General features: G+C 42.3%; 25 protein-coding genes and 1 other annotated feature. Of the genes, 4 read left to right on the plus strand and 21 right to left on the minus strand.

Annotated features, from left to right (window positions below; genetic code table 11):
- Positions 1 to 89: 89 nt before the first annotated feature.
- The 7 genes from IGI72_RS14875 to IGI72_RS14905 all read right to left on the minus strand — a co-directional run bounded on the left by IGI72_RS14875 (position 90) and on the right by IGI72_RS14905 (position 8,383).
- Complete coding sequence (locus IGI72_RS14875) at positions 90 to 929, minus strand: SDR family NAD(P)-dependent oxidoreductase (RefSeq protein WP_438754691.1); 840 nt, start codon at positions 927 to 929, stop codon at positions 90 to 92.
- 87 nt (positions 930 to 1,016) lie between these two features.
- Positions 1,017 to 1,676 (minus strand): hypothetical protein, encoded by a 660-nt coding sequence (locus tag IGI72_RS14880; protein WP_438754692.1) that lies wholly within the window; start codon positions 1,674 to 1,676, stop codon positions 1,017 to 1,019.
- Positions 1,677 to 1,700: 24 nt separating this feature from the next.
- Complete coding sequence (locus tag IGI72_RS14885; protein ID WP_438754693.1) at positions 1,701 to 3,821, minus strand: hydantoinase/oxoprolinase family protein; 2,121 nt, start codon at positions 3,819 to 3,821, stop codon at positions 1,701 to 1,703.
- A gap of 17 nt (positions 3,822 to 3,838) precedes the next feature.
- Positions 3,839 to 5,167 (minus strand): citrate transporter, encoded by a 1,329-nt coding sequence (locus IGI72_RS14890; RefSeq protein WP_438754694.1) that lies wholly within the window; start codon positions 5,165 to 5,167, stop codon positions 3,839 to 3,841.
- Between the two features lie 115 nt (positions 5,168 to 5,282).
- Entirely contained in the window at positions 5,283 to 6,566 is a 1,284-nt protein-coding gene (locus IGI72_RS14895) for an MFS transporter (RefSeq protein ID WP_438754695.1), read from the minus strand.
- An 87-nt stretch (positions 6,567 to 6,653) separates the two neighbouring features.
- Positions 6,654 to 7,502: a shikimate dehydrogenase gene (gene aroE / locus IGI72_RS14900; RefSeq protein ID WP_422704768.1), complete on the minus strand. Its 849-nt coding sequence runs from the start codon at positions 7,500 to 7,502 to the stop codon at positions 6,654 to 6,656.
- Positions 7,503 to 7,531: 29 nt separating this feature from the next.
- Positions 7,532 to 8,383, minus strand: a complete 852-nt coding sequence (locus tag IGI72_RS14905) for a sugar phosphate isomerase/epimerase family protein (protein ID WP_438754696.1) — start codon at positions 8,381 to 8,383, stop codon at positions 7,532 to 7,534.
- A gap of 235 nt (positions 8,384 to 8,618) precedes the next feature.
- Between IGI72_RS14905 and IGI72_RS14910 the strand changes: the two genes are divergently transcribed.
- Complete coding sequence (locus tag IGI72_RS14910) at positions 8,619 to 9,518, plus strand: LysR family transcriptional regulator (protein WP_438754697.1); 900 nt, start codon at positions 8,619 to 8,621, stop codon at positions 9,516 to 9,518.
- 140 nt (positions 9,519 to 9,658) lie between these two features.
- On the opposite strand, the gene IGI72_RS14915 is transcribed toward IGI72_RS14910, so the two are convergent.
- The 5 genes from IGI72_RS14915 to IGI72_RS14935 form a co-directional block, all read right to left on the minus strand.
- Positions 9,659 to 10,285, minus strand: a complete 627-nt coding sequence (locus IGI72_RS14915; RefSeq protein ID WP_438754698.1) for a restriction endonuclease — start codon at positions 10,283 to 10,285, stop codon at positions 9,659 to 9,661.
- A gap of 490 nt (positions 10,286 to 10,775) precedes the next feature.
- Positions 10,776 to 11,039 carry a type B 50S ribosomal protein L31 gene (locus IGI72_RS14920; protein ID WP_005233979.1) on the minus strand — a complete coding sequence of 88 codons (264 nt, stop codon included), beginning with the start codon at positions 11,037 to 11,039 and terminating at the stop codon, positions 10,776 to 10,778.
- Between the two features lie 99 nt (positions 11,040 to 11,138).
- The gene (gene rho / locus IGI72_RS14925) at positions 11,139 to 12,434 is read right to left on the minus strand and encodes a transcription termination factor Rho (protein WP_438754699.1); all 1,296 of its coding nucleotides are present in this window, start codon (positions 12,432 to 12,434) and stop codon (positions 11,139 to 11,141) included.
- Positions 12,435 to 12,436: 2 nt separating this feature from the next.
- A complete protein-coding gene (locus IGI72_RS14930; protein WP_005228299.1) occupies positions 12,437 to 13,696 on the minus strand; it encodes a UDP-N-acetylglucosamine 1-carboxyvinyltransferase in 1,260 nt (419 codons plus the stop codon).
- A 173-nt stretch (positions 13,697 to 13,869) separates the two neighbouring features.
- A complete protein-coding gene (locus IGI72_RS14935) occupies positions 13,870 to 14,739 on the minus strand; it encodes a class II fructose-bisphosphate aldolase (protein ID WP_005228297.1) in 870 nt (289 codons plus the stop codon).
- A 368-nt stretch (positions 14,740 to 15,107) separates the two neighbouring features.
- On the opposite strand from IGI72_RS14935, the gene IGI72_RS14940 reads away from it, so the two are divergent.
- The gene (locus tag IGI72_RS14940; protein ID WP_005233973.1) at positions 15,108 to 15,563 is read left to right on the plus strand and encodes a YehR family lipoprotein; all 456 of its coding nucleotides are present in this window, start codon (positions 15,108 to 15,110) and stop codon (positions 15,561 to 15,563) included.
- 263 nt (positions 15,564 to 15,826) lie between these two features.
- On the opposite strand, the gene IGI72_RS14945 is transcribed toward IGI72_RS14940, so the two are convergent.
- Positions 15,827 to 17,434, minus strand: a complete 1,608-nt coding sequence (locus IGI72_RS14945; protein ID WP_438754700.1) for a CTP synthase — start codon at positions 17,432 to 17,434, stop codon at positions 15,827 to 15,829.
- A 720-nt stretch (positions 17,435 to 18,154) separates the two neighbouring features.
- Between IGI72_RS14945 and IGI72_RS14950 the strand changes: the two genes are divergently transcribed.
- Positions 18,155 to 18,640: an RNA polymerase sigma factor gene (locus IGI72_RS14950; RefSeq protein ID WP_074933168.1), complete on the plus strand. Its 486-nt coding sequence runs from the start codon at positions 18,155 to 18,157 to the stop codon at positions 18,638 to 18,640.
- Positions 18,630 to 19,319, plus strand: coding sequence for a hypothetical protein (locus IGI72_RS14955; RefSeq protein ID WP_438754701.1), 690 nt, complete (start codon positions 18,630 to 18,632; stop codon positions 19,317 to 19,319). The genes IGI72_RS14950 and IGI72_RS14955 overlap by 11 nt, the downstream gene beginning before the upstream one ends.
- Positions 19,320 to 19,375: 56 nt before the next feature.
- On the opposite strand, the gene IGI72_RS14960 is transcribed toward IGI72_RS14955, so the two are convergent.
- The 8 genes from IGI72_RS14960 to IGI72_RS14995 form a co-directional block, all read right to left on the minus strand.
- Positions 19,376 to 20,083, minus strand: a complete 708-nt coding sequence (locus IGI72_RS14960) for a zinc metallopeptidase (RefSeq protein ID WP_005228270.1) — start codon at positions 20,081 to 20,083, stop codon at positions 19,376 to 19,378.
- Between the two features lie 94 nt (positions 20,084 to 20,177).
- Positions 20,178 to 20,510 (minus strand): zinc ribbon domain-containing protein YjdM, encoded by a 333-nt coding sequence (locus IGI72_RS14965; protein ID WP_005228268.1) that lies wholly within the window; start codon positions 20,508 to 20,510, stop codon positions 20,178 to 20,180.
- Positions 20,511 to 20,693: 183 nt separating this feature from the next.
- Positions 20,694 to 21,353: a methionine ABC transporter permease gene (locus IGI72_RS14970; RefSeq protein ID WP_016609383.1), complete on the minus strand. Its 660-nt coding sequence runs from the start codon at positions 21,351 to 21,353 to the stop codon at positions 20,694 to 20,696.
- Positions 21,346 to 22,371 carry a methionine ABC transporter ATP-binding protein gene (locus IGI72_RS14975; RefSeq protein WP_060791469.1) on the minus strand — a complete coding sequence of 342 codons (1,026 nt, stop codon included), beginning with the start codon at positions 22,369 to 22,371 and terminating at the stop codon, positions 21,346 to 21,348. Before IGI72_RS14975 ends, IGI72_RS14970 begins: the two co-directional genes overlap by 8 nt.
- A 14-nt stretch (positions 22,372 to 22,385) precedes the next feature.
- Positions 22,386 to 23,243, minus strand: a complete 858-nt coding sequence (locus IGI72_RS14980; RefSeq protein WP_074934143.1) for a MetQ/NlpA family ABC transporter substrate-binding protein — start codon at positions 23,241 to 23,243, stop codon at positions 22,386 to 22,388.
- A 50-nt stretch (positions 23,244 to 23,293) separates the two neighbouring features.
- Positions 23,294 to 23,528: a binding site (T-box leader), on the minus strand.
- Between the two features lie 92 nt (positions 23,529 to 23,620).
- Complete coding sequence (dapF, locus tag IGI72_RS14985; protein WP_005228261.1) at positions 23,621 to 24,454, minus strand: diaminopimelate epimerase; 834 nt, start codon at positions 24,452 to 24,454, stop codon at positions 23,621 to 23,623.
- Between the two features lie 23 nt (positions 24,455 to 24,477).
- Entirely contained in the window at positions 24,478 to 25,794 is a 1,317-nt protein-coding gene (lysA, locus tag IGI72_RS14990) for a diaminopimelate decarboxylase (RefSeq protein WP_010749977.1), read from the minus strand.
- Positions 25,795 to 25,798: 4 nt separating this feature from the next.
- Positions 25,799 to 26,968: a M20 metallopeptidase family protein gene (locus IGI72_RS14995; protein ID WP_438754702.1), complete on the minus strand. Its 1,170-nt coding sequence runs from the start codon at positions 26,966 to 26,968 to the stop codon at positions 25,799 to 25,801.
- Positions 26,969 to 26,995 lie beyond the last annotated feature (27 nt).

Below are 26,995 nucleotides of genomic sequence, written 5' to 3' on the forward strand. Positions count from 1 at the left end.
AAGGCATCACGAAATACACCCATCTTTTTCTAAATATCAGGAAAGGATGCGTGTACTTCTTATTCAATTATTTTCTATTTCATTCCCTGTTAGTTTTGATTTTCCGGGCGAGAATTGACGGCATATTGTTTCCGTCCACCAGGTTTTGGTACTTGATCCCCCATCATGATTCCAAAACCACCTTCTACCCGAAGTTCATGACCATTCGTGTAATCAGAACGTTCGCTAGCTAGGTAAAGGACCGCATTGGCAATGTCTTGCACATCACCGATTCGTTTGTTGGCAGTCAAGCGTTTGCGCCCTTCTTCAACTTCTGGATCTGCATAGAAACTTGCGGATAAAGGCGTCTTCACAAAACATGGCAAAACACAATTGCTGCGAATCCCATATTGTCCCCATTCTGCTGCCATTTGTTTCGACATCATGTTGACTCCTGCTTTGCTTGGGCTATATGCACCAGAATATGTTTCAGGGCTGATTGAAGCGATCGTTGATACATGAACCATCCGCCCAGATTTTTGTGCGATCATCACTCGTCCGATTCTTTGTGAAACCAAGAAGTAACCATTCAAGTTAACGTCGATCACCTGTTTCCATTCTTCAAATGGTAGATCCTCAAGCAATGAAAATTTCAAAATAGCAGCTGTGTTTACCAAAACATCAATGCGACCAAAATCTTCTTTGACCTTTTCTGCCAATGCATCTACCTGCGCTTCGATCGTCGAATTGCAGACATAACTGTTTACTTTTACACCGAACTCATCCGCTAGTTTCGCTGCATAGTTGGCAAGGTTTTCCTCATGCAAATCAACTAATGCAAGTTGCGCGCCTTGCTCAGCAAAGTCCTGTGCGATTTTTTTCCCCATACCACCTAAAGCACCAGTAATGACTACGACCTCATTCTTAAGATTCAACCAAGATTGCTCCATTATTTGTCCCACCTCTAATATTGTTATATTCTTCACTAACAATATACCTTGATATTGATAGAGAAACTAATTCTTTTTTTCCATTGATCAATAGCTTCTGTGAATAGTTTGATTCTCTAAAGAGGCAGTGACGATCGCTTGTGCCAACAAAGGATTTTTACAGTAAATCATACAGCTTGCCAGCAGCATCGGCGAATTTTCAAGTTGATAAAATTCTTGTACAAAGGATGCAGCTGCAATCTCACTCAGCGAATAAAGACGTGCTGTTTTTTTCAAAAATCCAATATGATAGTGCAGTTGCTTTTTGACGGTCCACAGATTTTTGCGGTATTCGAGCACATGGAATATTTCATGCATCAATACCACTTCCGTTAGTGTAGTCGTTGGCAGGAGTCGACTTAATTGTTGCGCTTCGATAAACTGCTGTGCTTGTGCCAAGAGCGTGTGATCGATCATGATTTGATCCACTTTTTTATACAAAGCAAAGGTATAGCGCTCCTGCTGTGCTTGCGCTTCAGGCAGTTCGTTGATTTGTAATGAATCAATGATTTTTTGCAATTCTTGAGGATGCTCTCGATACCAGCGGGCTTCGTTCTTGCCTATGCTTTCGGCAGTTTCAATAAAGTACTCTACCTGTGCAGGGTCGATTTTGGCATAAAGTGGGTCTTGCTTTAGCAACTGCAAATGAGGATTGGTTGCTTGAGACCACAGTTGTAAAAACTGTCGACAAAATTCTGCTGTGCTCATGGAGTATGATCCTCCCTTCCTACACTATTGCAATCGATTCGCCGCAATAATAATAATTTCTTCTGTACCAATCAACTGACTTAATTCAATATCGATCAACATCATCAATTGGGTATAATCTGTCGAACTAAAATCAAAGAGACGAGGACCAGCACAAATATAAAAATCTGGTCGGATCACTAGATCACTTTGGTAGTTCGCCATACTTTCCCAAAGACGCGCGATTTGTTCACTATAACTTTGGATCGTCGTTTTCACGACGGCTGCATGGTCTCTTTGCACGCGAATAAACCCTCGATGATCAATGACACAAACACGATCGCCTTTTTTTGTCGCTGCGCCATAGATATAAAAATGTTCACTTGCAGCACAAGAAACCACGTTTTCTCTAGCAACTTGTAGCTCAGTAACCGCAATCTCTTGCGCTTCTTCACGAGTGATTTGATTCTGACGCTCAGCAGCCTGAGCAGCTGTGGCACCGGAAGCTCGCGCAGTGATTTTTTGCGTCTGAGGATCGATCTCAATATGGACTTCAATACTATCGGGTGTTGCCCCACTCTCGATCGCTAAAGTAGCGGCTTCTTGCTTGATTGCTGCAATATCGGCTTTTGTTGGATTAGGAACGATTCGTTCCACCACATCTTGAACCACCGATAATGCCACCCCAATTGATGAAATCACTTCGGCGTTTTCAGGTATCTTATAATTTAATGACAATTGTTTCGCCGCATGTTTGATCAGAGAAGAAACACCACCTCCAACTCCTACTAAGGTCATTTGATTTGGTTCTAATTGATACTTGCGGGCAAATGAGTGAATCACCGGCGCTATTTTTTGAACCGCTTGATCCAAAATTTGTTGTGCAACATCCTCCACTGTCGTTTCTAAGTATTCCGCTAAAGGTTGCATAGCTTTTCTGGCTGAATGGGCATTGCCATAAGAAAAATCATCCTTTGTCACATACCCCAAGACATTCGCAGCGCATGAATTCGTGATCGTGATTCGTTTTCCGTTAGCGAGCTTGATTGCAACATAATCCGCTGGGTCACCTTCTTTGGGCGCATAAAGCTCCAGTTCTGGCGCAACGATCTCTTCTTCTGGCAGATACGTGCTATATTCTAAACCAGCGATATGAGCACTTCTTGGTCCGACGTCTACCACGCCTTTTTTGTTCACTCGAACCATACTGCCGCCAGCCACACCTAAGACGCGAACATCTAATGAATTGACATACGTCTTATGTCCTGCAATCTCTGAGTAATCAATGACTGGCCGACCATTTTTAATCACGCCAAGATTTGTGGAAGTTCCCCCCACTTCAAAATAGATCCCATTTGATGTTCGCAGATACATCAATGCCCCCATCACACTAGCTGCTGGTCCAGAAAGCATGGTCAGTACCGGACGTTTTTTCATTTCAACGATGTCCATCAATCCGCCATCGCCACGCATGATCATCAGTGGTACATCCACACCTGCTTGGCGAACACTATTTTCTGTTGAATTTGCCGTTTCCAGCATCGTTGGCAAGATCGATGCATTGATTGCAGCAGTACGGGTTCTACGGGATAACCCATATAGTTTGGTCATTTCCGACGCCAAGGTCACTTCGATACCCTTTTGTTTCGCCACTTCAGCGATTCTTTCTTCTGTTTTTAAATCATCTACACCAAAAGCTGCTGAAGTCACAATGACTTGCGCCTGTGCTTGTTGCAGTTCTGCTAACGCCGCTTCGATCGTTGCCTTTGAAAGCTCTTTTTGAGGAATAAACCGCGCCACGACTTCAATACTTCTTCCCGTACCTAAATCAATATCTTTTAATGCCGTTTGCCACTTTGCTAGCCATCCTTCGACGCCGCCTTTCGCCGTACTGATAATGCCGACCTTTGCTACATCACCTTCTAAGAGTGCATTGGTGGCTTGAGTAGTACTATGAGCAACAAAGACTACTTCCTTAGGCTGGATCTGATTTTCGGCTAAACACTTGATAAATGAGGCAACTACGCCTTCTGCAACCCCTTGTTCACTTTTGTGGGTCGTTTTTACAGATGATTTTCCAATCACCTCTTGGGTGTCATTGTTGATTGCGACAGCTTTCGTATGGGTCCCGCCTACATCGATGCCAATTCGGACACTTCTTCTCATTTTCTTCACCTACTTTTTTAAATCGGGCTATATAACAGAAACGTCGCAACCTCAAGAATAAGCGAAATAACGATTCCTGGTAAAAAAGCGACTTTCATATAGTCTCTCGTGTTGATATTATTGAAGCCTAATCCCCAAGCGTTCCAAGAAATGGTCAAATCAAAATGTCCCATGCCGATCATGTTGGAAATGAATAACGGATACAAAAAGGTCACTGGATAATTGGTTTGATTGCTGATCACTGCCAGCAATGCTGCGCCACAACCAATCAAAGAAAGGGGTCCGCGAAACCAAGTCAAGGGAGCTAAAATGCCAAAAAGTAGACAAAGCGCTAAGGGATGCGTCGGAATGATTCCTCCTAGCAATGATTCAAAATACGGTGCTGCAAACGTAGCAGCTGCATTGAACATTGCAAGAGTCATCCAAAAGGCAACTAAGGTCGCAGTATCTTTGACCCCATCTGCAAAAATACGGGTCAAAATCTGAGAATCTTTTCTGAACCCATCCTTTAAAACGCCACAAATCCACAAGGCATACAGACTCGCACCAATAAAACAAAAGATCACTGGAAATTGAAAGATGATGACTCCTACAACCGGAATAAAGGGCGTGAGCAATGCCAAACTAGGCACGTCATGGACTTTAGGTTCTTCTCCAATCGCCCAAGCATAAGTCAAACTTTCTACTCTCAAATACCCAATAGCAAAAATCGAAGAAACCAAAATCATCACAAAAAAAGCCAATAATCCAAACGAAAAATAATCATTATAGGTGTAATCGATCCCACCATTCACATTGCCAAAAAAAGCTTGATACTGTGTGAAGTTGATTGGATTTAAGAAAACACCTGCTGCCACTGAAGCGGAAAAACTAAAGAATGCTACAACTTTAGGAATACCAATCGAAAATAAAATCGGTAATACGATCACGGCGATCGCGATGACAGATCCGGCACCTGACATTGACGAAAAGATAAAGCCGGTAATCAAATTGACAATTACTAGAATAATCGCTGGACTATCCCCGCCAAGTTCCACACTCTTGCGAATGATGGTTGTCGCAATTCCAGTTTCCAACAAGATCCGACCAAAGAAGGCTCCTACAAAAATATTCATTTGTGAAGCTCCCCAGCGTTCTGGCGCCTGTTGATAAACCTGTGCCAGCATCTCGGTAAATGGTAGGTTTTCAAAAGCCGGATTGGGTGAAATAACATTCCCTATAAGTGGCAACAACACCCATAACGTTGCCATAACAATAAAACCAATCATCAGGTTATACCCTTTGATACAATAAAAAACCATGCCACCAAATGACACTACTAGTAATAAGCCAATCAAGCTATCCATACTTCTTCTCCTTCATACAATTTACGCCGTTTAAACCTGCAACCAGATACGCTAAGTCACCTGTTTAACAAAAGCGAAAAAGGAGGAAGTGGTTGGCCACTATCCTCCAGGACGTTTAGTCCTTTAACTTATCAAATGCGCTATAGCCAAAAACTCTTTTGTGTTGCAGTAACAAATAAACCATCATGATGATCGCTAATACAGCAGCTGCAAGTAATAAGCCCATCATCAGAAAAATCGCTTGCGTTTCTCCTACAGACCGAGTCATGGAAGCAACGATGTAAGGCAAAAAGGTACTTGCTAAGCCCATCCAAGTATAGTAGATCCCGGTATTTCGACCTTTTGGTCCAGGGCAAAACATTTGTCGTACCCCTAGCCCAGTTTGCAACGCCCCTCCGGCAGCAAAGAAGCCCAGGAATGCGATACTGATATAAATCACTACCACGTGTTGGATCACTAGGACCATCCCCAATGCAAGAGCGATGAACACCGTATCAATAAACAAGACTTTCAGTGGATTCCAACGCAATTTCCCCATCATCACTGCCCAAAACAAAACTGCCACCATTGAGCCAAAAGTATAGATCGATGTTAGCCCTGCTGACTGCATCTCAGTCAAACCAGCATTCGTCAACCCAAACGCTTTGGTATACTGTTGGGCACCGTACATAATAAACATACAGATAAAACCAAAGAACATTGTGAAGAAATTAACGATAACATTCGGCTTAACAAGCATCTTGGCTTTCATTGCCGCGATTTCTTCTTGAACTGCATTCGTTTCTTTTCCATCGACGGTAGCAGTCTTTTCTTTTATCATGTCATCATAAGCGAAGGGCGCGATTGCTGCTAAAATCGTGCAGACGATCGATAGGACTAATGGAATGACGATCCCCATTGATTGATTTCCAGAACCAATGAAATTCACCACAAGTAATGGATAAATGACTCCTGACAGAGAAACAAAAAACTTGATCCCAATCATCGCTGAGGCCGCATATTTCGGTGCAGCTTCTTGAGAAGCAGGATATAACGCAGCGTCCCAAAATCCAGAAGTCGCCACCCCTGCGATAAAGGCACAGACAGATGCGATCACCATGTTCGTCGTCAGTAATAACCCTAAAAAGCATAGCGTATACAAAATAGCACCCATGACCGCCATTTTTTTGCGTCCCACTTTATCCGAAATTTCTCCACCGATCCAGACGGTCAAAAATTTTCCTAATCCGGTCGCAGTGATTGCCAACGATACTGCCGCTGCTCCAGCAGAAGCATCGGTATAGCCCCATTTATCCGAAAAATAAGTCGCATTTTGGCTTAAAATAATGGCTTGAATTCCATGAGTGAAATAACACATATAGACAGTTGCCAGTGACAAAATATACTTTTTTGCTCTCATTTGTACGCTCCTTATAAAAGAACATCCAACTTTCCTACGAAAGTTCCCCTCAAGGTATTTCGTAGGAAACGGATACTCGGTCCCTAGTTAGTTTGCTTTGATAGGCAATTCTTTTCCAGTAAATAGTTTAAAGGCGGCTTTTCCTTGTCCGATAAGCATGCCTTTTCCACCTACAGTCTTACATCCCTTCGCGCTAGCATCTTTCAATAACTGGGTCATTGGTGGGTTATAGATCGCATCAGCCACCGTCAAATCTGCATGCAGTAAATCGGTGTCTGCAATCGGTGTCGCTGTATTTCCTTCACCCATTCCAACAGTCGTTGCATTCACCAGACAATCGGCTTCGTTGATTTTTTCAGCTAATAACGCTTGGTCCGCCAAATCATAGATCTCAATTGCTAGGTCAGGGTAATACTCTTTGATGCGAGCAACGGTCTCTTTGCCTTTCTCATAAAAAGCATCTTTGATGTTAAAAATCGCAATAGAGGCTGCGCCTTCGATCGCCAACTGGACTTGAATCGCCGTGGCAGCTCCTCCAGCTCCAATTACAACAAATTTTTGATCCTTCATTTTTACATCGTGGGCTTGCAGATTATCAACAAAGCCGACACCATCGGTAATGTGACCGACGAGCTTGCCTTCATCATTGACGATGGTATTGATCGCACCCACCATTTTTGCAGCAGGTGTTAATTCATCCATATATTCTGCGGCTGCCGTTTTGCATGGCATCGTGACATTCCCACTCATTTTGAAGGTTCGGAACGCCTCGATCGCTTGGGCAACTTGGTCTTCTTTGATGTCAAAGGCCAAATAGACCGCATCGATGTCAAGCTGATCAAAACCATAATTATACATGGCTGGTGAACCAGAATGTCCAACAGGTGTACCAATCAATCCTAAGAGCTTCGTTTTTCCCGAAATTTTTTCGCTCATCTTGTTTCCTCTTTTCTATTTGTTTTTACTTATGCAAGCAATTCTGGCCATGCGTTTTGGATCACTTCAATACTCGTTTTGTAATTTTGTTCTGCTGCTTTTTGATAGCCTTGACTTAAAATCGGATCAGAAATCACTTCCGTGCCTACAACACGAGGCTTGATGCCGTGTGCTTTTAGCGCTCGTAAGAAGCCTTCGGTATCACCCCATCCTGTTCCTGGACATAAGCGATCGTGCATCGACTCATCGCGTAAGATCGTATCAGGATATCGTCTTTCTAAAACATCACAAATTTGGATCGACACAACTTTCTCCGCTGGGACCCCTTCCAAGTCAGCTGCTGTCATGTTGGCTCTCGCCCAGTGCCATGTATCTAGGATCAGCATCCCATTTTCACAATCTGCCTCTTTGACAATATTCCATGCACTCGCCAAATCAGGAACGCCACTATAAGGCATGAATTCTAACCCGATGACCAACTCCTTTGCTCGTGTACACAGTTCTTTAAAGGCTTGGATATGAACCTCTGCTGGGTATTTTTCCATCAAGCCACAGTTGATGTGCCCCACGCCAAACAATTGTGCCATATGATAGATCGTTTGCTCTTTAAATTGCTGAAGCAGTGTTTCCGGCGTTTCGATCGTTTTATTCGGATCTGCCCATAAGGTGATGTATTCAACCTCGGTTACTTTCATGTCATGTTCTGCAAGGATCTCAAGCATCCGCTCATCAGAATACCCTTGTTTCACAGCAAGCATATAGGTCTCCGCACGTAAACCGATCCCGTCATATCCTGCTTCTTTCGCAATCTTCACTCTGTCTTCAAAATTGATCTCTGTCCCTAATGTGTATGAACTGATCGTCAATGGAACGTTTCTCATGTTATTTCCCCCTTTAAAAGTCTGTAAACAACTACTACTTGGTTTACAGCTGGAAATAAAAACACGAACTAAAAAGCGGCCGCAGTAATTGTGTTTTTATTCACAATGTTTGTTACCGTTATTATAGCTTTTCCGTTTCATCACTTCTAATTGTTTTTTCTTTATGAATCTATAGATAAAAGATATAAGTCTTATGATATACTGGAAAAAAAGAAGGCTTTTAGAGGAGGTTTCTATGAATCTTCAACATTTGAAGTATTTTGATGTCCTTGCTAGAGAAGAACATTACACTCGTTCGAGCAAATTGCTCAACATTACACAGCCCAGCCTCAGTAATGCAATTTCCCTCTTGGAAGATGAGTTAGGTGTCCAACTCTTTGAAAAAAACGGACGAAACGTCGCCCTAACCAAACCAGGAAAAATTTTTCATGAGCATGTTATACGAACATTAGAAAACTTAGATTCCGGCATTGATACAGTAACAAAAATCAGTAAAGGATTCGGTCACATCAGCTTTGCTTTTTTACAAGTCCTTGGTACATCTTACGTACCAAAAGTCACTAAACAGTTCCTTGAAGCAAATCCTGGAAAAAAGATTCAATTTGAATTTCATTCAGATAGCGTCAGTACCGAAACAGTTCAAGGACTAAAAACCTTGCGCTACGACCTCGGTATTTGTTCTTATATCACCAATGAACCAACCATTGAATTCGTCCCGATCGCAAGTCAAGAACTTGTCGTGATAACGGCGTTGAACCATCCTCTGGCAAAATTTGATGAAGTCTCTTTGGAAGACTTAGCAGAATATCCTCAGATTATTTTCAGCAAAAAAAGTGCCTTACGTGAAATCATCGATGACCTTTATCAACGCAACAACGTCAGCTATCAAGTTGCCTATGAAGTCAAGATCGATCAAGTGATCGCAGGTCTAGTCAGCCAAAATTTAGGAATCGCTATCATTCCCAATATGACGATGCTCGACTCTTTACCCCTCAAGCGTATCAAACTCAAAGACATCGGTTGGGAACGATACTTTTATTTAGCCTATAACAAAGAAACCTACCTGCCTCCTGTTGTCAGTAATTTCAAAGACTTTATTTTGGCCCATGCAGACCCTAAACAGATCGTTTATTGAGTGGCTGGGTGAAAAACAAAGCTTTAGAAATATGAATAAAACTACGTTCCCACCTTCTTTTGGCGTTTTCACTTAATAAAAAACAGACATTCATTAATGGAATGTCTGTTTTTTATTGCTTATTCTATTATCCCTTTTTCTCATGATGAATAATTAAACGAGCTATACTCTCCACATGTTTCACAGATATAGTAATAGTTGCGTTTCTTCTTATTGTAAAGTTTCAACTTCTTCCCATTTTTACAACTCTTGCAATCTTCTAATTCAGTCAAGGTTTTATAATAAAATAACTCACTGATCATTTCTGGATAAAAATGCGCAAGCAGCTCAATCAGCTTTTTTCTGTCAACCAACAGTAAATTCTCACCGGCTATTTCTAAAGCTTGATCTGTAAAAAAATGTGTTGTGATAAAAAGCCCATTGGGAAACCCTTTGTCTGGAAAAATCCCTTTAAATGCGGCAACGAGTGGCTTACTGATCCGCTCCGTTGTCTTTTGCGGATTCCAAGCTTTACATTGGACCGCAATTGCCTTTTTATTATTAGAAAAAGCATACACATCAATACCACCATCTTTGCAACCATCGATGTTTTGGACGGTATATCCCATCTTTTGTAAAATACATTCAGCAATATAATTCAAATCCTCCGATTTACAGGTTTCTAATTGAGCCACAATCTTTTTCAATTTTTTCGGGTATGTACGTTCATTAAAGTTGCTTAGTTCTGGTAAATTAATAACTTCCTTCTTTTTCTTAAATGAAAACATGTCTCTTCCTTTCTTGATTGTTTTGGATGTGATTAGTTAAAGCTTAGCTAGTAAGTGGTCTTTGATTATGTAGAATAAAACTGGTTCTAAGAGAGGAAAAATCTACTTTTCTCAAAAAATCGTTTGAATTCGGCGAAATAAGTCAAAATAAGAAACTTATATAGGGATATTATTGATTTAATGATAATTTTATTTAAGCTAAAAGTCAATTGAAGCTGGAATATTCAATAACAATCGAAGGTTAAATCAAATCACTCTTGATCACTGCTTCATTTAAGAAAATTTTTAGATAGGATTCGTTATAGCGCTAATTTCCACATTCTTGTCTTACTGATCTATTGAGTCCTCTTACTTTACTTGTAACAGATTCTGAATGGTTTCTTTCGCTTTAGCAGTTGCGTGTCTATTACCTATAAAAATAAAAAAAGGTTTCCCTCGTAAAAGGGAAACCTCAGAAATGTTGCCGAAACAACATTTGCAGTTATTTGTCTTATTCTGCAGCGTTTGTGTCTTTGAGACCGTATTTTTTGTTGAAACGGTCCACACGTCCGTCTGCTTGTGTGAATTTTTGACGTCCAGTGTAGAATGGATGTGAATCAGAAGTTACTTCGACACGGATCAATGGATACGTGTTGCCGTCTTCCCACTCAACAGTTTCTTGAGAATTCTTTGTAGAACCTGATAAGAATTTGAAACCAGTAGTTGAGTCCATGAATACAACTGGATGATAATCTGGATGGATATCTTGTTTCATTTCTTCTTCTCTCCTTTGCCCTGGCTCATTTGCTTCACCAGAGTTGATTTGTCGATTTTACAACATGACTATCTTACCATGTTTGGTTTTTAGATGCAATTATCTTTTTATATTTCTTTTTTGCCGTTTGTCTCCGAAATGGACATCATGAAAAGCCTCTAAAAACTCTTCATTGTTCTTTGTTTTACGCAAGAATTGAATGAATTGTTCTGTGAACTCCAAGGAATCCCCCAACATGTTGTTGCGTAAGCGCCAGGTTTCTTCCAATTGCTCGCTGCTCATCAGCAATTCCTCTTTACGGGTACCAGATTTCTTGATGTCGATCGCTGGGAAGATCCGACGTTCTGCTAAGCTGCGAGAAAGCTGCAGCTCCATATTGCCGGTTCCTTTAAACTCTTCATAGATGACATCATCCATGCGGCTGCCGGTATCCACCAGTGCGGTGGCAAGAATCGTCAAGCTGCCGCCTTCTTCAATATTACGGGCAGCACCAAAAAATTTCTTTGGTTTGTACAAAGCAGCTGGATCGATCCCGCCGCTTAGTGTACGTCCGCTTGGAGGTACCACTAAGTTGTAGGCTCTTGCCAAACGAGTGATACTATCCATCAGAATCACGACATCACGCTTGTCTTCCACCAAACGCATCGCCCGTTCTAGTACCAATTCAGAAACACGGGTATGGTTGCTAGGCTGCAGGTCAAAGGTTGAAGAAACAACATCTCCTTTGACACTGCGTTCCAGATCAGTCACTTCTTCTGGGCGCTCGTCGATCAAAAGAACGATCAATTCCACCTCAGGATAGTTGTCAGTAATCCCATTGGCAATTTCTTTCAAGATACTGGTTTTCCCAGCTTTAGGCGGAGCAACGATCAGTCCCCGTTGTCCAAAACCCACTGGCGACAGCATGTCGATCATCCGCGTAGAAAGGCGTCCTGACGTTGTTTCCAATTTTAAATGACGATTCGGATAAAGCGGCGTCAGCGCTGGAAAATGCGGACGCTCTTTGGCATCTTCTGGATCTTTGCCATTAACAGACTCAACGTGCATCAATCCATAATAGCGCTCAGATTCCTTGGGCGGGCGCGCCTTACCGGCGACTTTATCACCATTACGCAAACTAAACCGACGAATCTGTGATGAAGAAATATAGATATCTTCTGCACTCGGTCCGTAGTTGATTGGGCGTAAAAAACCGTAGCCTTCTTGGCCTACGATATCCAAGATTCCTTCCATATAAAAGAAACCTTGTTTTTCCGCCTGCGCCCGTATCACAGCCAATGACAATTCTTTTTTATTCATCTGGCTGTAATAAGGAATTCGAAACTCTTTGGCAAAGGTGTAGATTTCTTTTAAGGTTTTGTTTTCCAACTCTGCCATCGTAAGATAATCGCTCATAATTACTCCTCTATCATTTGAATATCAGCTCCAAGAGCCGTTAGTTTTTCGATGATATGATCATAGCCGCGCAAAATATACTCGACATTAAAGACGCTGGTCGTGCCAGTCGCCATCAATCCGGCAATGACAAGGCAAGCTCCTGCTCGTAAATCAGAAGCGACAACTTCTGCTCCGTGCAATTGGCTCGGTCCGCTAACAAAAATCATGTTGCCTTCTGTCGTTGCTTGTGCGCCCATTCGTGCTAATTCAGGAATATGGTTGACCCGTTTGGCGTAAATCGTGTCCATGATCTCCGACGTTCCGTTTGCTTTTAGCAATAATGGTGTGATCGGCTGTTGCAGGTCTGTGGCAAATCCTGGATAAGGATAAGTTTTCACAGTCGCTGGTTTCAAGTCTTTTGAGGGATGCACATAGATTTCATCTTCGCTGATATCCATTCGTACGCCAATTTCTTCCAATTTCGCAATGTAGCTTTCTAAATGCTCATAAATCACATTTTTGACAGTAATGCCTTCCCCCGCTGCTGCGGCTAAAGAAAGGTAGGTTCCTGCTTCGATCCGGTCTGGAATGATGGAATGACGACAACCGTGCAATTCTTCCACGCCTTCGATACGAATTTCATTGGTACCTGCACCTCTGATTTTCGCTCCCATATTATTTAAAAGGGTCGCAACATCAATGATCTCAGGTTCTCGTGCAGCATTTTCAATGATCGTTTTGCCTTTCGCTTTTACTGCTGCCAGCATCACATTGATGGTTGCTCCGATGGAGACCATATCTAGGAAGATTCGTTCACCAGTCAAGCCTTCTTCTTCGGTACGCAAGTACATGGCACCATGTTCGTTGGTGACTTTTGCGCCAAGTGCTTCAAAGCCTTTAATATGCAAATCGATTGGTCGCGGGCCTAAGAAGCAGCCGCCAGGCAATCCAACGACGCCTTCACCAAACTTCGCCAACAATGCCCCCATGAAATAGTAAGAAGCTCGTAGACTGTTGATTTTTCCGTTAGGCATCGGGATCGAAACGATGTTTGTCGGATCGATCTCTAGCGTATTGTTTTCAAAATGGGTCTTCACACCCATGATTTCGATAATCTCAATTAATGAGTGCACATCTTGGATGTCAGGCACTCCTTCTAAAATGACCGGTGAATCAGCTAAGATCGCTGCCGGGATCAATGCGACTGCACTGTTTTTTGCGCCGCTAATGGTGACTTCACCTTTTAAGGGACGATTGCCGTTGATGACAATTTTTTTCATGGAATTCCACCTATACTCTTTTTTAATTTATGTGTATCATTCCAATTTTAGCACAGATCACTCAAAGAAAAAAGATGCAGGATATTTTTGATCCCCGCATCAAGAATATTTTCTTGGAAAACAAAAAAACTCTTAGAATCAGTGATTCTAAGAGTTTTGATCTTTGATTAAGATTAAGCTTTACCAGCTGAACCGAACCAGTCGATGTGTTCTTCTGCATCTTTAACGATTGCAGCAACACCTGGTGCTAATAATTTACGAGGGTCGAATCCTTTACCTTCTTTATCTTTGCCAGCTTCGATGTATTCACGAGTTGCTTTAGCAAATGATAATTGGAATTCAGTATTTACGTTTACTTTAGAAACACCCATTGAGATTGCTTTTTCGATTTGGTCTTGAGGAATACCAGAACCACCGTGTAATACTAATGGTACATCAGAACCTACTGCATCAGCGATTGCTTGTAAGTGGTCAAAAGCAAGGCCTTTCCAGTTTTCAGGGTATTGACCGTGAATGTTACCAATTCCGCAAGCTAGGTAATCAATACCAGTTGCAACCATTTGTTTACATTCTTCGATGTCAGCTAATTCGCCAGAACCGATGATTCCATCTTCTTCTCCGCCGATTGAACCAACTTCACACTCAACAGAAACGCCTTTTGCGTGTGCTTTTTCGACAACTTCTTTAGCCAATTTCAAGTTTTCTTCAAATGGTAAGTGAGAGCCATCAAACATAACAGAAGTGTAACCAACTTCGATACATTCCATTGCTGCATCATAATCACCGTGGTCTAAGTGGATTGCAACTGGAACAGTGATGTTCATTGAATCAACCAAGTTTGTAACGATGTCTTTAGCAACTTTGTATCCGCCCATATATTTGGCAGCACCCATTGAAGTTTGGATTAGAACTGGCGCTTTTTTCGCTTCAGCAGCTTTTAAAATCGCTTGTGTCCATTCTAAGTTGTTTGTGTTGAATCCGCCGACTGCATATCCGCCTTGACGAGCAGCTTTTAAGAATTCAGCTCCTGATACTACTGGCATAAAAAATTCCTCCTAAGTTTTGAAAAACTTTATTTGTTAAGCAATGCTTAACCGACAATGCTATTTTAGCAAAGATTTGCGGTATTTGCTACTAAAAAGAGGAATTTCTCTTTTCAAAAAAAGATTGCACAAATATAAAAATCCAGCATTTTCATCATCTTTTCTGAAAGTCTAGGATTCTGTAAGGTTTTGCTCTTCTGTCTGCGGTCGTTAGATAACAAATCGGCATGTGAAAATTCGAGAAAAATTTCACATATTTTTTCGTTATTTTATCATAATCTTCCAGCAAATCCTTTCTTCTTCTCTTTTGAGCATAAGAATAGCCTTGTGAAAGCGGCTATATTATTATGTAAAAAAGGAGGGATAAAATGAAAAAAGCGCTTATTGGATTTTTGGCAGTCATCGGAGTTCTTTTCTTGGCAAGCTGTAGCTCGGGGGCCAAGGAAGAAACCAAAACATTCACAATGGATCAAAATGGGGTTTCAATGGAACTGGTCTTCACTTATGAAGGCGATAAAGTAAAAACTCAGACTGCGAACAATGTCATGCCTTATTCAGCGATCGGGGTAACGACTAAAGAAGAAGCACAAACCGTGCTTGATCCGATCGCAGAACAGTATCAGCAAGTCAAAGGGTTGGACTATTCCCTCGACTATACAGATAGTGAAGCGACTGAATCCTTGACCATCAATTATGATGAGTTGGATTATGATTCAGCGAAACAATTGCCTGGGGTTAGTTTCGAAGGAAACACCGAAAACGGGATCAGCATGGAACGTACAGAGGAAATGCTCTTAGATCAAGGGTATAAGCTAAAAGAATAATCCTCTCTAGGCACCAGCAAATCAACATGGGTTTCCCGCTGGCGGATTTCATTCGAACTGTTAGCGAAAAAAATAATGCATCAGCCAGAAACTTCCGGTCGTTTTGACGGAAGTTTTTTGTGTGCAGAAACAGATACCTTCTACCAACGCTCTCGCAAGTTTCAACCTTTTACGGATTATTGGGATGGCGCAACTCAAAAAAACTCCCCATCTTGAGATGAGGAGTTTCGCACATTCATTCCTTGGTTTGCCGCTAGCGATTATTATGCTTGGCGGTTGTCTAATGAAGCTCCAACAAAGGCTTTGATCAAGCGTTGTGGGCGAGTTGGACGAGAAATCAATTCTGGGTGGAATTGGCAACCCACGAAGAATTTGTTTTCTGGGATCTCAACGATCTCAACCAAACGATTGTCTGGTGACACACCTGAGAAGACCATCCCGTTTGCTTCAAAGATTTCACGGTATTTGTTGTTGAATTCATAACGATGACGGTGACGTTCTTGAACAACTTCTTCTCCGTCATAAGCTGCAGCTGTTTTGGTGCCTTTCTTCACTTTACATGGGTACAAGCCTAAGCGCAATGTCCCACCTAAGTTTTCGATGTTTTCTTGGTCAGCCATCAAATCAATGATGTTGTTGGCTGTTTCAGGATCTGTTTCTGCGGAATTGGCATTTTCCAAGCCAACGACATTGCGGGCATATTCCACACAAGCCATTTGCATCCCTAGACAAATCCCTAAGAATGGTACATCGTTTTCCCGAGCATATCGGATCGCTTCGATTTTTCCTTCAATCCCGCGATCACCGAATCCACCAGGAACAAGAATACCGTCTACTTCACCTAAGTAAGAATCCACGTTTTCTCGTGTGATTTCTTGGGCTTTGATCCAATCGATCTCGATGTCTGCATCAAAGGCAAAACCAGAATGTTTCAAGGCTTCGACAACTGATAGATAAGCATCTGGCAATTCCACGTATTTTCCGACTAATGCGATGCGTACTTTTTTCTTCAAATTCAGTACCTTTTCTTCCAATGCTTGCCATTCAGTCATGTCAGCAGCTGGTGCAGTCAGTTTCAAATGATCACACACGATTTGATCCATGCCTTGTGCTTGCAGTGCCAATGGGATCGAATAAAGGGTCTCAACGTCACGAGATTCGATCACGGCTTCTGGTGCCACGTCACAGAATTGGGCCAATTTGTTTTTCGTTGATTGTCCTACGGCTTGTTCTGTACGAACGACCAAGATATTTGGTTGAATCCCCAAGCCGCGCAGTTCCTTCACACTGTGTTGGGTCGGTTTGGTTTTCATTTCGCCCGCTGCTTTCAAATAAGGAATCAGCGTGGTGTGGATGTACATCACATTGTCTGAACCTACGTCTGCTTTCATTTGACGCAAAGCTTCTAGAAATGGCAATGACTCAATATCCCCTACTGTACCGCCGACTTCTGTAATGATCACATCTGAATCAGTCATTTTGGCTGCCCGCATGATTTTTTCTTTGATCTCGTTGGTGATATGCGGGATCACTTGAACAGTTGCGCCTAAGTATTCTCCTTTACGCTCTTTCCGCAAAACTTCTGAATAGATTTTTCCAGTTGTTACATTTGAGTATTTGTTCAAATTGATATCGATAAAGCGTTCATAGTGACCTAAGTCTAAGTCGGTCTCTGCTCCATCATCGGTTACGAATACTTCACCATGTTGGTATGGGCTCATCGTTCCTGGATCGACGTTGATGTACGGATCGAATTTTTGAATCGTTACTTTCAAGCCGCGATTTTTCAACAGACGTCCTAATGATGCTGCTACGATCCCTTTACCAATAGAAGAAACCACACCGCCGGTTACAAAAATATATTTTGTCATAAACTGAAAAACTCCTTTAATCTATTTTACAGGAAAAGCATTTAGAAAATAATAAAAGCTCCCTATCCATAAATGAATAGGGAGCGAAAATTCTAAATCACTTTCTGACTCTTGTAAAGAGTGCCCAAACAGAATGATACATTCTCACCTAGCAAATGTCAAGAAAACTTTATCTGTTTTTTTCAGAAAAAAAACGAGGTTTCCAGACAAAGCGCTTTACTTATCGATACAGCTGGTTCCTTCTTTTTCACGACTAAGTTCTATGGTTATTCTTTCTTAAACAACCTTCATGTTTTCTGCACAACTTTTTGCAAATTTTTCATTGCTTCTTACGAAATCGGTGAACTCTCTTTGGCATAATACAAAGTGTAGATGAAGTCTGGCGCTTTACTCGTTTTGGTAAAAATGATCGGAACGTATTTCTGGTTATTTTTGGCAAAGACGAGGTGCAGGTTCGATTCCTGCCTTCTACGCTAGTATAATTTTTCTTTTGCAGGATAGAGGCAGCTATCCTGCTATTTTTTTGTTATAAATCGTCACTGTCTTCTGAAAAGCATGTAATTCCCTTCAAAAGCTGATTGTTTTTTTCCGATTCCTTTGAGAAAATAAGCACAACTCAATCGATTAATTTAACGTTTTCTCGATTTTTTTCGATTTTTTTAGTTGAAAGATGTTCACTTTTTTTACTTTCAGTTGTTGTATTGTTAAGGAGGGGGAAAAATGCGTTTGGATGCTTACGAACATTATTTACTGCAGTTAACGAATGACTTGGTTCATTACCTGCAGTCCCTCGGCGCTTCACAACAGGATGCCGAAGATATTGCTCAAGAAGCAGTTGTTAAAATCCTTGAAATTGATTCGGTCTTATCCGCAGAAGCGATTCGTCCGTGGCTGTTTCGTGTGGGTATCAATGGTTACTTTACGTTGTATAAACAAACAAAGCGACGGCGAGAAATCGTCAGGCAGTATTTGCCAGTGACTGCTTCTAGTATCAACTGGCAAGAAACTGATGATGATCTTTATGAGGCACTTCAAGAATTACCCGTTTCTACCTCCACCCTTTTGATCATGAAGTATGCAGAAAATTTGAGCTTAAAAGAAATAAGCTTCTTACTGAATCGCTCGGAAGATAGTATCAAAACAGCATTATATCGAGGAAGAAAACAACTGAAAAAACGAATGGAGGAAAAGAATCATGGCTATTAAAGAGCAAGATTTTAAAAAAATCGTGAAAAAAGCTCGGCTAAAAAACACACGTAGGACAATTGTTATTGCTGTACTGTCTTTGTTCGTATTGATTGGTCTACCAGGAGGGCTTTATTTAAACTATTACAATTACGGTCCTTTTCGAGGAGAAAAAATAGCGGGTGTTCCAGATAATCATCTAGTTCAAGTCGAAAATCAAATGGATCTTTCCAGACTGTTATTTGATTTTGGCTCGCAGCTAAAATTTAATACCCAAGCTCAAGCGATGACGGTTTACTTTGATCACTATCACAAAGGAGAGAAAACAACCCACAAGTTGATTGCTTCCTTAATGACAGATACCAAAAGCAATTACAACGGTTATTTAACGATTGGCATTTCTAAAGGGGAAAAAAAGCTGCTCGTAAACTTATCTTCCAATGGCGGAGCATCAGAAACAACGACAGATCTTACGGCATTTCAATATATTTCTCTTGGAGAAGACAAAGATCTTCCCGGGGGAGCAATCTACAACATTGAAGAAGATCCCCTAGAAATCAAAAAAAATGTTGAGATTCCTTTGATGTACATTGCACAAGGTGGCGACCTAAAATTATATGATGTGATGGAAAATAACTTGTCCGAAGAAAATTTAAAAAGCATTGAAAACGTCTATTACATTTACTTAATAGTAGAATAACGAAAAAAGACCAGTTCAGGATGCCTGAGCTGGTCTTTTTTCTGTCATACTGTCGATTAATTCCGACGGTTGTTATTACCGAATAAAATAATCAAACGTAAGAGCTGCAATAAGGTTGCTACGGCAGCTGCGACATACGTCAACGCTGCGGCAAAGAGCACTCTTCTTGCTTGTGGTACTTCATCTTCTGTTAACAAGCCACCATCTGCCAAAATACGGATCGCCCGTTTTGAGGCATCGAACTCGACTGGCAAGGTCACTAATTGGAAAATAAACGCCAATGAGAAAGCCAACAAGCCTAAGTTGATCAGAAACGATCCTCGTAACAGGACCCCAATCAAAATCAATGGGATCGAGATGCTGGTTCCGATATTAGCGATCGGTACGATCGCATGACGCAAACGCAAAGGAAAATAACCTTTGGCATCTTGGACTGCGTGTCCACACTCATGAGCCGCAACACCGATTGCTGCTACCGAAGTTGATTGTGCAGTGGATTGTGATAAACTCAGCATTTTGTTGCCAGAATTGTAATTATCCGTCAAATCACCAGCGATCGCTTGCACACCCACATTATTGATTCCTTGGCTTTGCAAGATGTACTGCGCCGCTTTTGTGCCGGTAATATTATTTTTACTTCTGACTTTGTCATATTTGTTAAAGGTACTTTTGACGTACGCTGACGCTGCTAGCGAAATCACCATACCGATAATTACAAGAATGAAAGTCGGGTCATAAAAAAAGCCGAACCCGTATCCGCCCATACCATACACGATAAAATTCCCCCTTTTAATCTTTGACCTTATTTTACCATTAAAGTGGTGAAAAAATTATGAAGATGACTGGAAGATTTTGTTTTTAACCTTTTTTTACAAATTCTGATTTTAGTTTCATTGCGCCGAAGCCATCGATCTTGCAATCAATGTTGTGGTCGCCTTCGACTAATTTGATGTTTTTCACTTTCGTTCCTTGTTTGATGGCGCCAGATGCGCCTTTGACTTTCAAGTCTTTGATGACCGTTACTGTATCACCATCGACTAAAATATTGCCGTTGGCATCTTTATATACGGGTGCTTCTTCCGCCGCTTGTTGCTCTTGCCATTCGTTTCCGCATTCAGGACAAACAAACAGCCCGCGGTCTTCATAAGCGTATTCAGATTGGCAATTTGGACAGTTAGGAATTTGAGTCATAGTGTTGCTCCTTTAAAATATAATTTTCGCTGTAAAAAAACAACTCACCATCAGCATACCGAAAAACCATTAGAGGTGCAACCAAAAATCAGTGACCTGTAAGTAAAAAAAATCGCTTCTGTAGAGTAATAACAGAAGCGATAACTCAAGTGTATTCGAAAAGGAACTACAAAGCGTTGGGTATTATTTTGAGAAATGATTCGCACAAGCATCGCCGACCCACTGGATGATTTGTACCAGAAGAATCAGCAGGAGAATCACCACAATCAAAATCGCCGTTTCATAGCGATAATAACCATACTGAATTGCTAAATCGCCAATGCCGCCTGCGCCAATTGTTCCCACCATCGCTGAGTAGCCTAAAAGACTGATCAAAGTTAGCACAAATCCGCGAATCAAAGCTGGCAGACTTTCTGGTAAAATCACTTCGCGAACGATCTGTCTCGTCGATGCTCCAGAAGCGACGCTGGCTTCAAGGACGCCATAGTCGATTTCGGCAAATGCGGATTCAGCGATTCGGGCGTAAAAAGGAATCGCGGCAATCGATAAAGCAATCGCACCACCCGCTGGGGTATAAGGATCACCGATCAGCATCGCTGATAACGGAATCAGCGTAATCAATAAGATCAAAAATGGCAGCGAACGGATTGCATTGACGACAAAATCGGCCAGATGATGCAAGAAAATATTTTTATGAAAAAGGTTACTGCCGACTAAAAACAGGACTAATCCAATCAATAAGCCGAAAACTACTCCTATAATTGCTGAGGTCCCCACCATAAAGAATGTTTCCCATAGTGCTTGAGGCAGGTTTGTTTTTAAAATCTCAATCGTTTCAGCCATTTTTCTCACCTATCTTTCTTAGAGAAAAGACGTTCGCAGCTAAGTGTTCTCGGGCTTTTGCTGCTTCTTCGTCGGGTCCCGTCAAATAGATATACAAAATACCGATCACATCTTTTTTGATATACTCAATTTTCCCATGGATGATATTGATCGACACATCGTAGGCTTTCGCTACAGTCGAAATCAGCGGTTCTAACGTATACTCACCTTGGTAGCGCAATTCCAGCAAGTCGCCTTGCGTGAAAGATGCTAGAATCTCTTCAGGAAGCGTCAGATCCAAGTAGCGGCCTACCAGTTTTTTCGTAATAGGCTGTTTAGGCTGACTGAACAAGCCATAGGTCGTTTGTTCTTCAACGATGCGCCCCTTTTCCATCACTGCCACCCGATCAAAAAACTTACGGGCAACATCCAATTCATGAGTGATAAAGACGATGGTGATGCCTGTCTGTTCCTTGATTCGGATCAACAATTTCAAAATTTCTTCGGTCGTTTCAACATCTAACGCACTGGTAGCTTCGTCACACAATAAAATCTCAGGTTCGTTGGCAATCGCTCGTGCAATGCCGATCCGTTGCTTTTCTCCCCCAGACAAATTATTCGGATACTCGTGAATTTTGTGAGGCAGATCCACCATTTCCAACAGTTCCTTGATCCTCGCTTCTTGCTGATCTTTCGGATAATCACCAGCGCGCAAAGCAAAGGCTAAATTTTCCTTGATGGTTCGATTATGGATCAGATTGAAATGCTGAAAGATCATCCCGATTTTTTGTCGTACTTCACGCAAGTGTTTGCCTTTGGCTTGCGTGATGTCTTGACCATCAATCAGAATTTGACCGCTAGAGGGCACCTGCAGTAGATTCAACGTACGAACCAAGGTACTTTTCCCAGCCCCGCTCAATCCGACGATCCCGTATACTTCTCCAGCTTGAACGGAAAAATCAACGGAATCCACTGCTTTTTTGATTTGTTTTTTATGAGTGAATGTCACTGATACTTGTTTTACTTCTATTTTTGCCATAAGGTATGCCCTTCTTACTCAGTCCAAAATTTCGGTTGATCAAAGTTGCTGAACGGTGATTCGGCAATCGCTTCTTTAAATGCGTCACTTTCTAATACTTCCGTAACTGCCTTAGCAAAATCACTGTCTTCTTCTTCGGTGGACACCACAAAGACATTTTTATATTCTTCTTTCAACGACTCCAACGCCAAAGCATCTGCAGGATCAAGAGAAGCCGCCCAAGCGAAGTTTCCTGGTACTAAAGCTAAATCGACTGTATCTAACGAACGAGCCAATTGGGCTGCGTCTAATTCTTTAAATGTCAGATTCTTCGGATTTTCTTCGATATCATTCACCGTTGCCTTCGTTTCGTCGATATTGTCTGCGATGGTGATCAACTCATTGGCAGCTAACAGTTGCAAGGTCCGAGCTAAATTTGAGGCATCATTGGCAATCGAAACAGTCGCCCCGTCTGCTAACTCATCCAAGCTGGACAGTTGCTTCGAATAGATGCCCATTCCCAATGTTGGCACTTTTTGTAATGCCGTAAGAGATAACTGGTTATCTGCCGAAAATTTTTCTAGATAGGCCGTATGCTGAAACAAATTGGCATCGATTTGTCCATTCGCCAAGGCATTGTTCGGCTGAATATAATCATTAAACACTTTGGTCGTTAGTTGATACCCTTTTTCTTCCAGTAATGGAGAGATCACCTCTGTCACCATATCCCCATATGGTCCAGGTGCCACTCCAACGACTTTTTCTTCCACTGCATCTACACTATTTTCACCAGACTGTGTATCCTCCGTGCTGCTAGTATTGCCACAAGCTGCCAATGTAATTAAGACAGCAGCAGCAACTAACCCAACGATTCCCTTTTTCAACTGTTTCATTTTTTAGTTCCCCCTTTTTATAATAAAAAAACGTCCTTTCTCCATCATAGAGAAAGGACGAAACAACCATGTTCGTGGTACCACCTTTAATTCATTGGCACAAGCTGCCAACCTTATCAGTTTATCAACTGCTTTGCTGTAACGGGCAATCCCGCTGCACGCTTGCTTTTGCTCACGTCCAAACGCTCCAAGGCCATCTTCAGTCAAACGGCTGTGCTCTTTCTCACCAATCCGAGCTCTCTGATCCAATCGAAACTGACTTACTCTTCTTATCATCGCGTGTTTTTAAGTTGTGTTTAACTATACGATAGCCTCAAATGAATGTCAATTCTTTTTTTCACGAAAACACCATCTTTTTACAATGGTTTTCACAGCGTTTACACAGTCAAATTCTCATCTAAAATCAAGCCTTCAGATACCATAACCGCATCGCCGATCAATTCTAATGCGCCCTGATCAACATCAACTTCTACCGTTAACTCGCCACCTAACACGTGCAGCAAGACATTCGCTGCCGCTTGCTGGTGACGTTTGGTCACGACATACGCAGTGGCACCAGAACCTGTGCCGCACGCATAGGTAAAACCTTCCACCCCTCGTTCATACGTGCGAACGATCAGATCACCCTTGTCATCTTCTTCATAGAAATTGACATTCGCCCCTTTTGGGAAAACTTCCCAATAGCGTATCTCTTTGGCAAGTTCAGCCAGCTGTTCCAACTCAGTTTCTGCCAGACCAGGATAGTGAACCACCGCATGAGGGATTCCTGGATCACCCAATTCCACATAGTCCACGAAAGAAACCATTGGATTCGGGTACGCTTGATCAAATGTAGTCACGGTGGGTGGATTCAAGGTTACTTTGTAGTGTTTTGCCGACAAGCGCCATGCGGGGACATCGCCAGCAACTGTTTCGATGGTCATCTGCTCGCCAGCAATTCCCTTCTCAAAGGCATAACGGGCAATACAGCGAGCGCCGTTGCCGCACATTTCTGCTTCGGTCCCATCAGCATTGTAAAACCGCATCCGAAAATCAGCGGTTCCTGTGGGAAAATCCACTGCCATGACTGCATCCGCGCCAACAGAAAATTTCCGATGGCAAACCTGAGCAGCAAATTGCGACAGTTGTTCATGGGAGAATTTCAATGTGCGGTTATCGATTACGATAAAATCATTTCCTGCACCTTGCATTTTTGTATAAGGAATCGTCATGTTGTCACCTGCTTTTCAAAATTTTACTTGCTGGAAGCTCCCTCTTTTAGAAACGAAGGAACCACTTCATTTTGCAGCATTTGCTCGTAGGACTGGCGTTTAACGGCTAATTCCGCTTGGCCGTTTTCCACAAAGACGACTGCAGGAATCTGTAAATTATTGTAGCTGCTGGCCATCGAATAGCCATAAGCTCCTGTTGCGAACGTAGCAAACAGATCCCCAGTTTCAACGGGCGGTAATGCAAGGTCTTTTACTAAGATGTCCGTGCTCTCACAAGCTTTACCAGAAATGGTGATCTTTTGTGTCGCAGCTTCGGAAGCGCGGTTGGCTAAGATCCCAGTGTAAGTTGCCTGATAAAGACCAGGACGAATATTGTCTGTCATGCCACCGTCAATGCTGGCGTATGTTCTGATTCCCGGCAATGTCTTGATACTGCCGATGGTGTGCAAACTGATACCTGCTTCTGCGACGATACTGCGCCCAGGTTCAATAACGATGGTCGGGCGTTCGCTCTGGTGCTGCGCATAAAAGGCGTCGATTTTTTCCATCACAGGATCTAAAAAGTAGCTGTAGGGTTGGCGAATATCTGCATCTGTGTATCGAACGCCAAAGCCGCCACCAACATTTAGTTCTTTGATCCAATAATCAAAGCGTTCATGAATGGTTTGGACAAGGGCCAAAGCCGCATCAACTGCCGCTAGATGTGAGCGATTGTCCGACAATTGACTGCCGACATGAAAATGCAGGCCATAGAAATCCAATTCAGGTGCTTGAATCACTTCTTCCACTAACGGAAATAAGATTTCTTCATCTAAAGGAATCCCGAATTTCGAATCTTTTTGTCCGGTCGAGATAAATTGATGAGTACTGACCGAAACCTCGGGTGTGATGCGCAACAAAATTTTAGCAACGACTTGCTTTTCTTGACATAACGCGCGGATCAAGCCGACTTCTTGAATGCCATCAACGATGATCCGTCCTACGCCATAATCAAGGGCAGCTGCTAATTCTTCAATCGATTTATTATTCCCGTTAAACTCGATGTGTTCTGCTGGAAAATCAGCTTGGATTGCTGTATACAGCTCTCCACCGCTAACCACGTCTAATGAGAGTCCTTCTGACTTGATCACTTGCAGCATTGCTGTGGTGCAGAAAGCTTTAGCGGCATAGGCTGCCCGTGTCTTGCTGTAGCGCGTCAAAAACTGCGCCTGAATCTTTTGGCATTCTTCGCGAATCTCCGAAACGGAATACACGTAAAGGGGGGTTCCGAAGGTTTTTGCCAGCTCAACGGTATCACAACCGTCAATGTATAAGTGATTGTTCTTGATTTCTTTTGCCATCGCTTTACTCCTTGTCTGTTGGCTCGTTCAACGCCTCGATCAAACGAACGTAGCATTCGATGCCTTGCAATAGATTTTTTTCGTCAAAATTCATTTTGCTGCTGTGTAAAGGGTGGACATAGCCTTTTTCTTCATTTCGGGTACCCACAAAGAAAAAGACACCTGGGATCTCCTTTTGGTACATCGAAAAATCCTCTGCCAACATATATGGTGGTGTTTCTCGGTAGCTCTCCCCGACCACTTTTTCCAACACTTCCACCATCTCAGGATCATTGTCCACGACACGATAAAGATGTTCGAATTCGACATCCGCCGTGCAATCATATCCTTTGGCGATTTCTTGTGCGACGGTGGTGATTCTGTGCGTCATCGTTTCATAGACTTCATCTTCAAACGCCCGCATCGTTCCTTTTAAAACGACCTTACCGGGAATGATATTTTCCGCATCTCCCCCATGGATCTTCCCAAAAGTGATGACCCCAGCAGAAAGCGGGCTGATATTGCGTGAAATGATCGAATGCAATCCTTGAATAATCGCAGCCGCGGCTAAAATGGCATCATGTCCTTGATGAGGCTGGGCACCATGGGCACTCGTGCCGTTGATCGTTAGATTGATCTCGCCGTTACGGGCCATCATCGGACCTTTCCGGCTCGCAATGACTCCTTCGGGAAAGTCTGGGAAGACATGCAGCCCCACGATTTTTTCCACGCCAAAATCTCGTAAGATGCCTTCATCGATCATCAATTGAGCGCCACCGGGGCTTTCCTCGGCTGGTTGGAAAATCAAAACGATCGTTCCACGAATCACTTCAGGATGTGTTGCTAAATATTTAGCAAACCCTAGCATCGTTGCCATATGGCCGTCATGACCGCAGGCATGCATTTTCCCTTCATGTTTGGAAACAAAGGAAACACCTGTCTCTTCTTTGATCGGCAGTGCATCGATATCCGTTCGAAAGGCCAGCGTCTTTCCTGGACGATCGCTGCGAAAGACCGCAATCAAGCCGGTTTCAATCACTGGATAGATTTCTTTGATTCCAAAGGATTGCAACTGACGCAGCAAGTATTCCTTTGTTTTGAACTCAGTTAACCCTAATTCAGGGATTGTATGTAATTCACGACGAAAACGAACCACGTCTTCGGTTAATTCTTTGACTGCTTGCGATACTTGCATGTTAAAACACCTTTCTATTCATTCCTT

Origin of the sequence: Enterococcus sp. DIV1059_2, from assembly GCF_051713685.1 — a bacterium.
Lineage (GTDB): Bacteria > Bacillota > Bacilli > Lactobacillales > Enterococcaceae > Enterococcus_D > Enterococcus_D casseliflavus.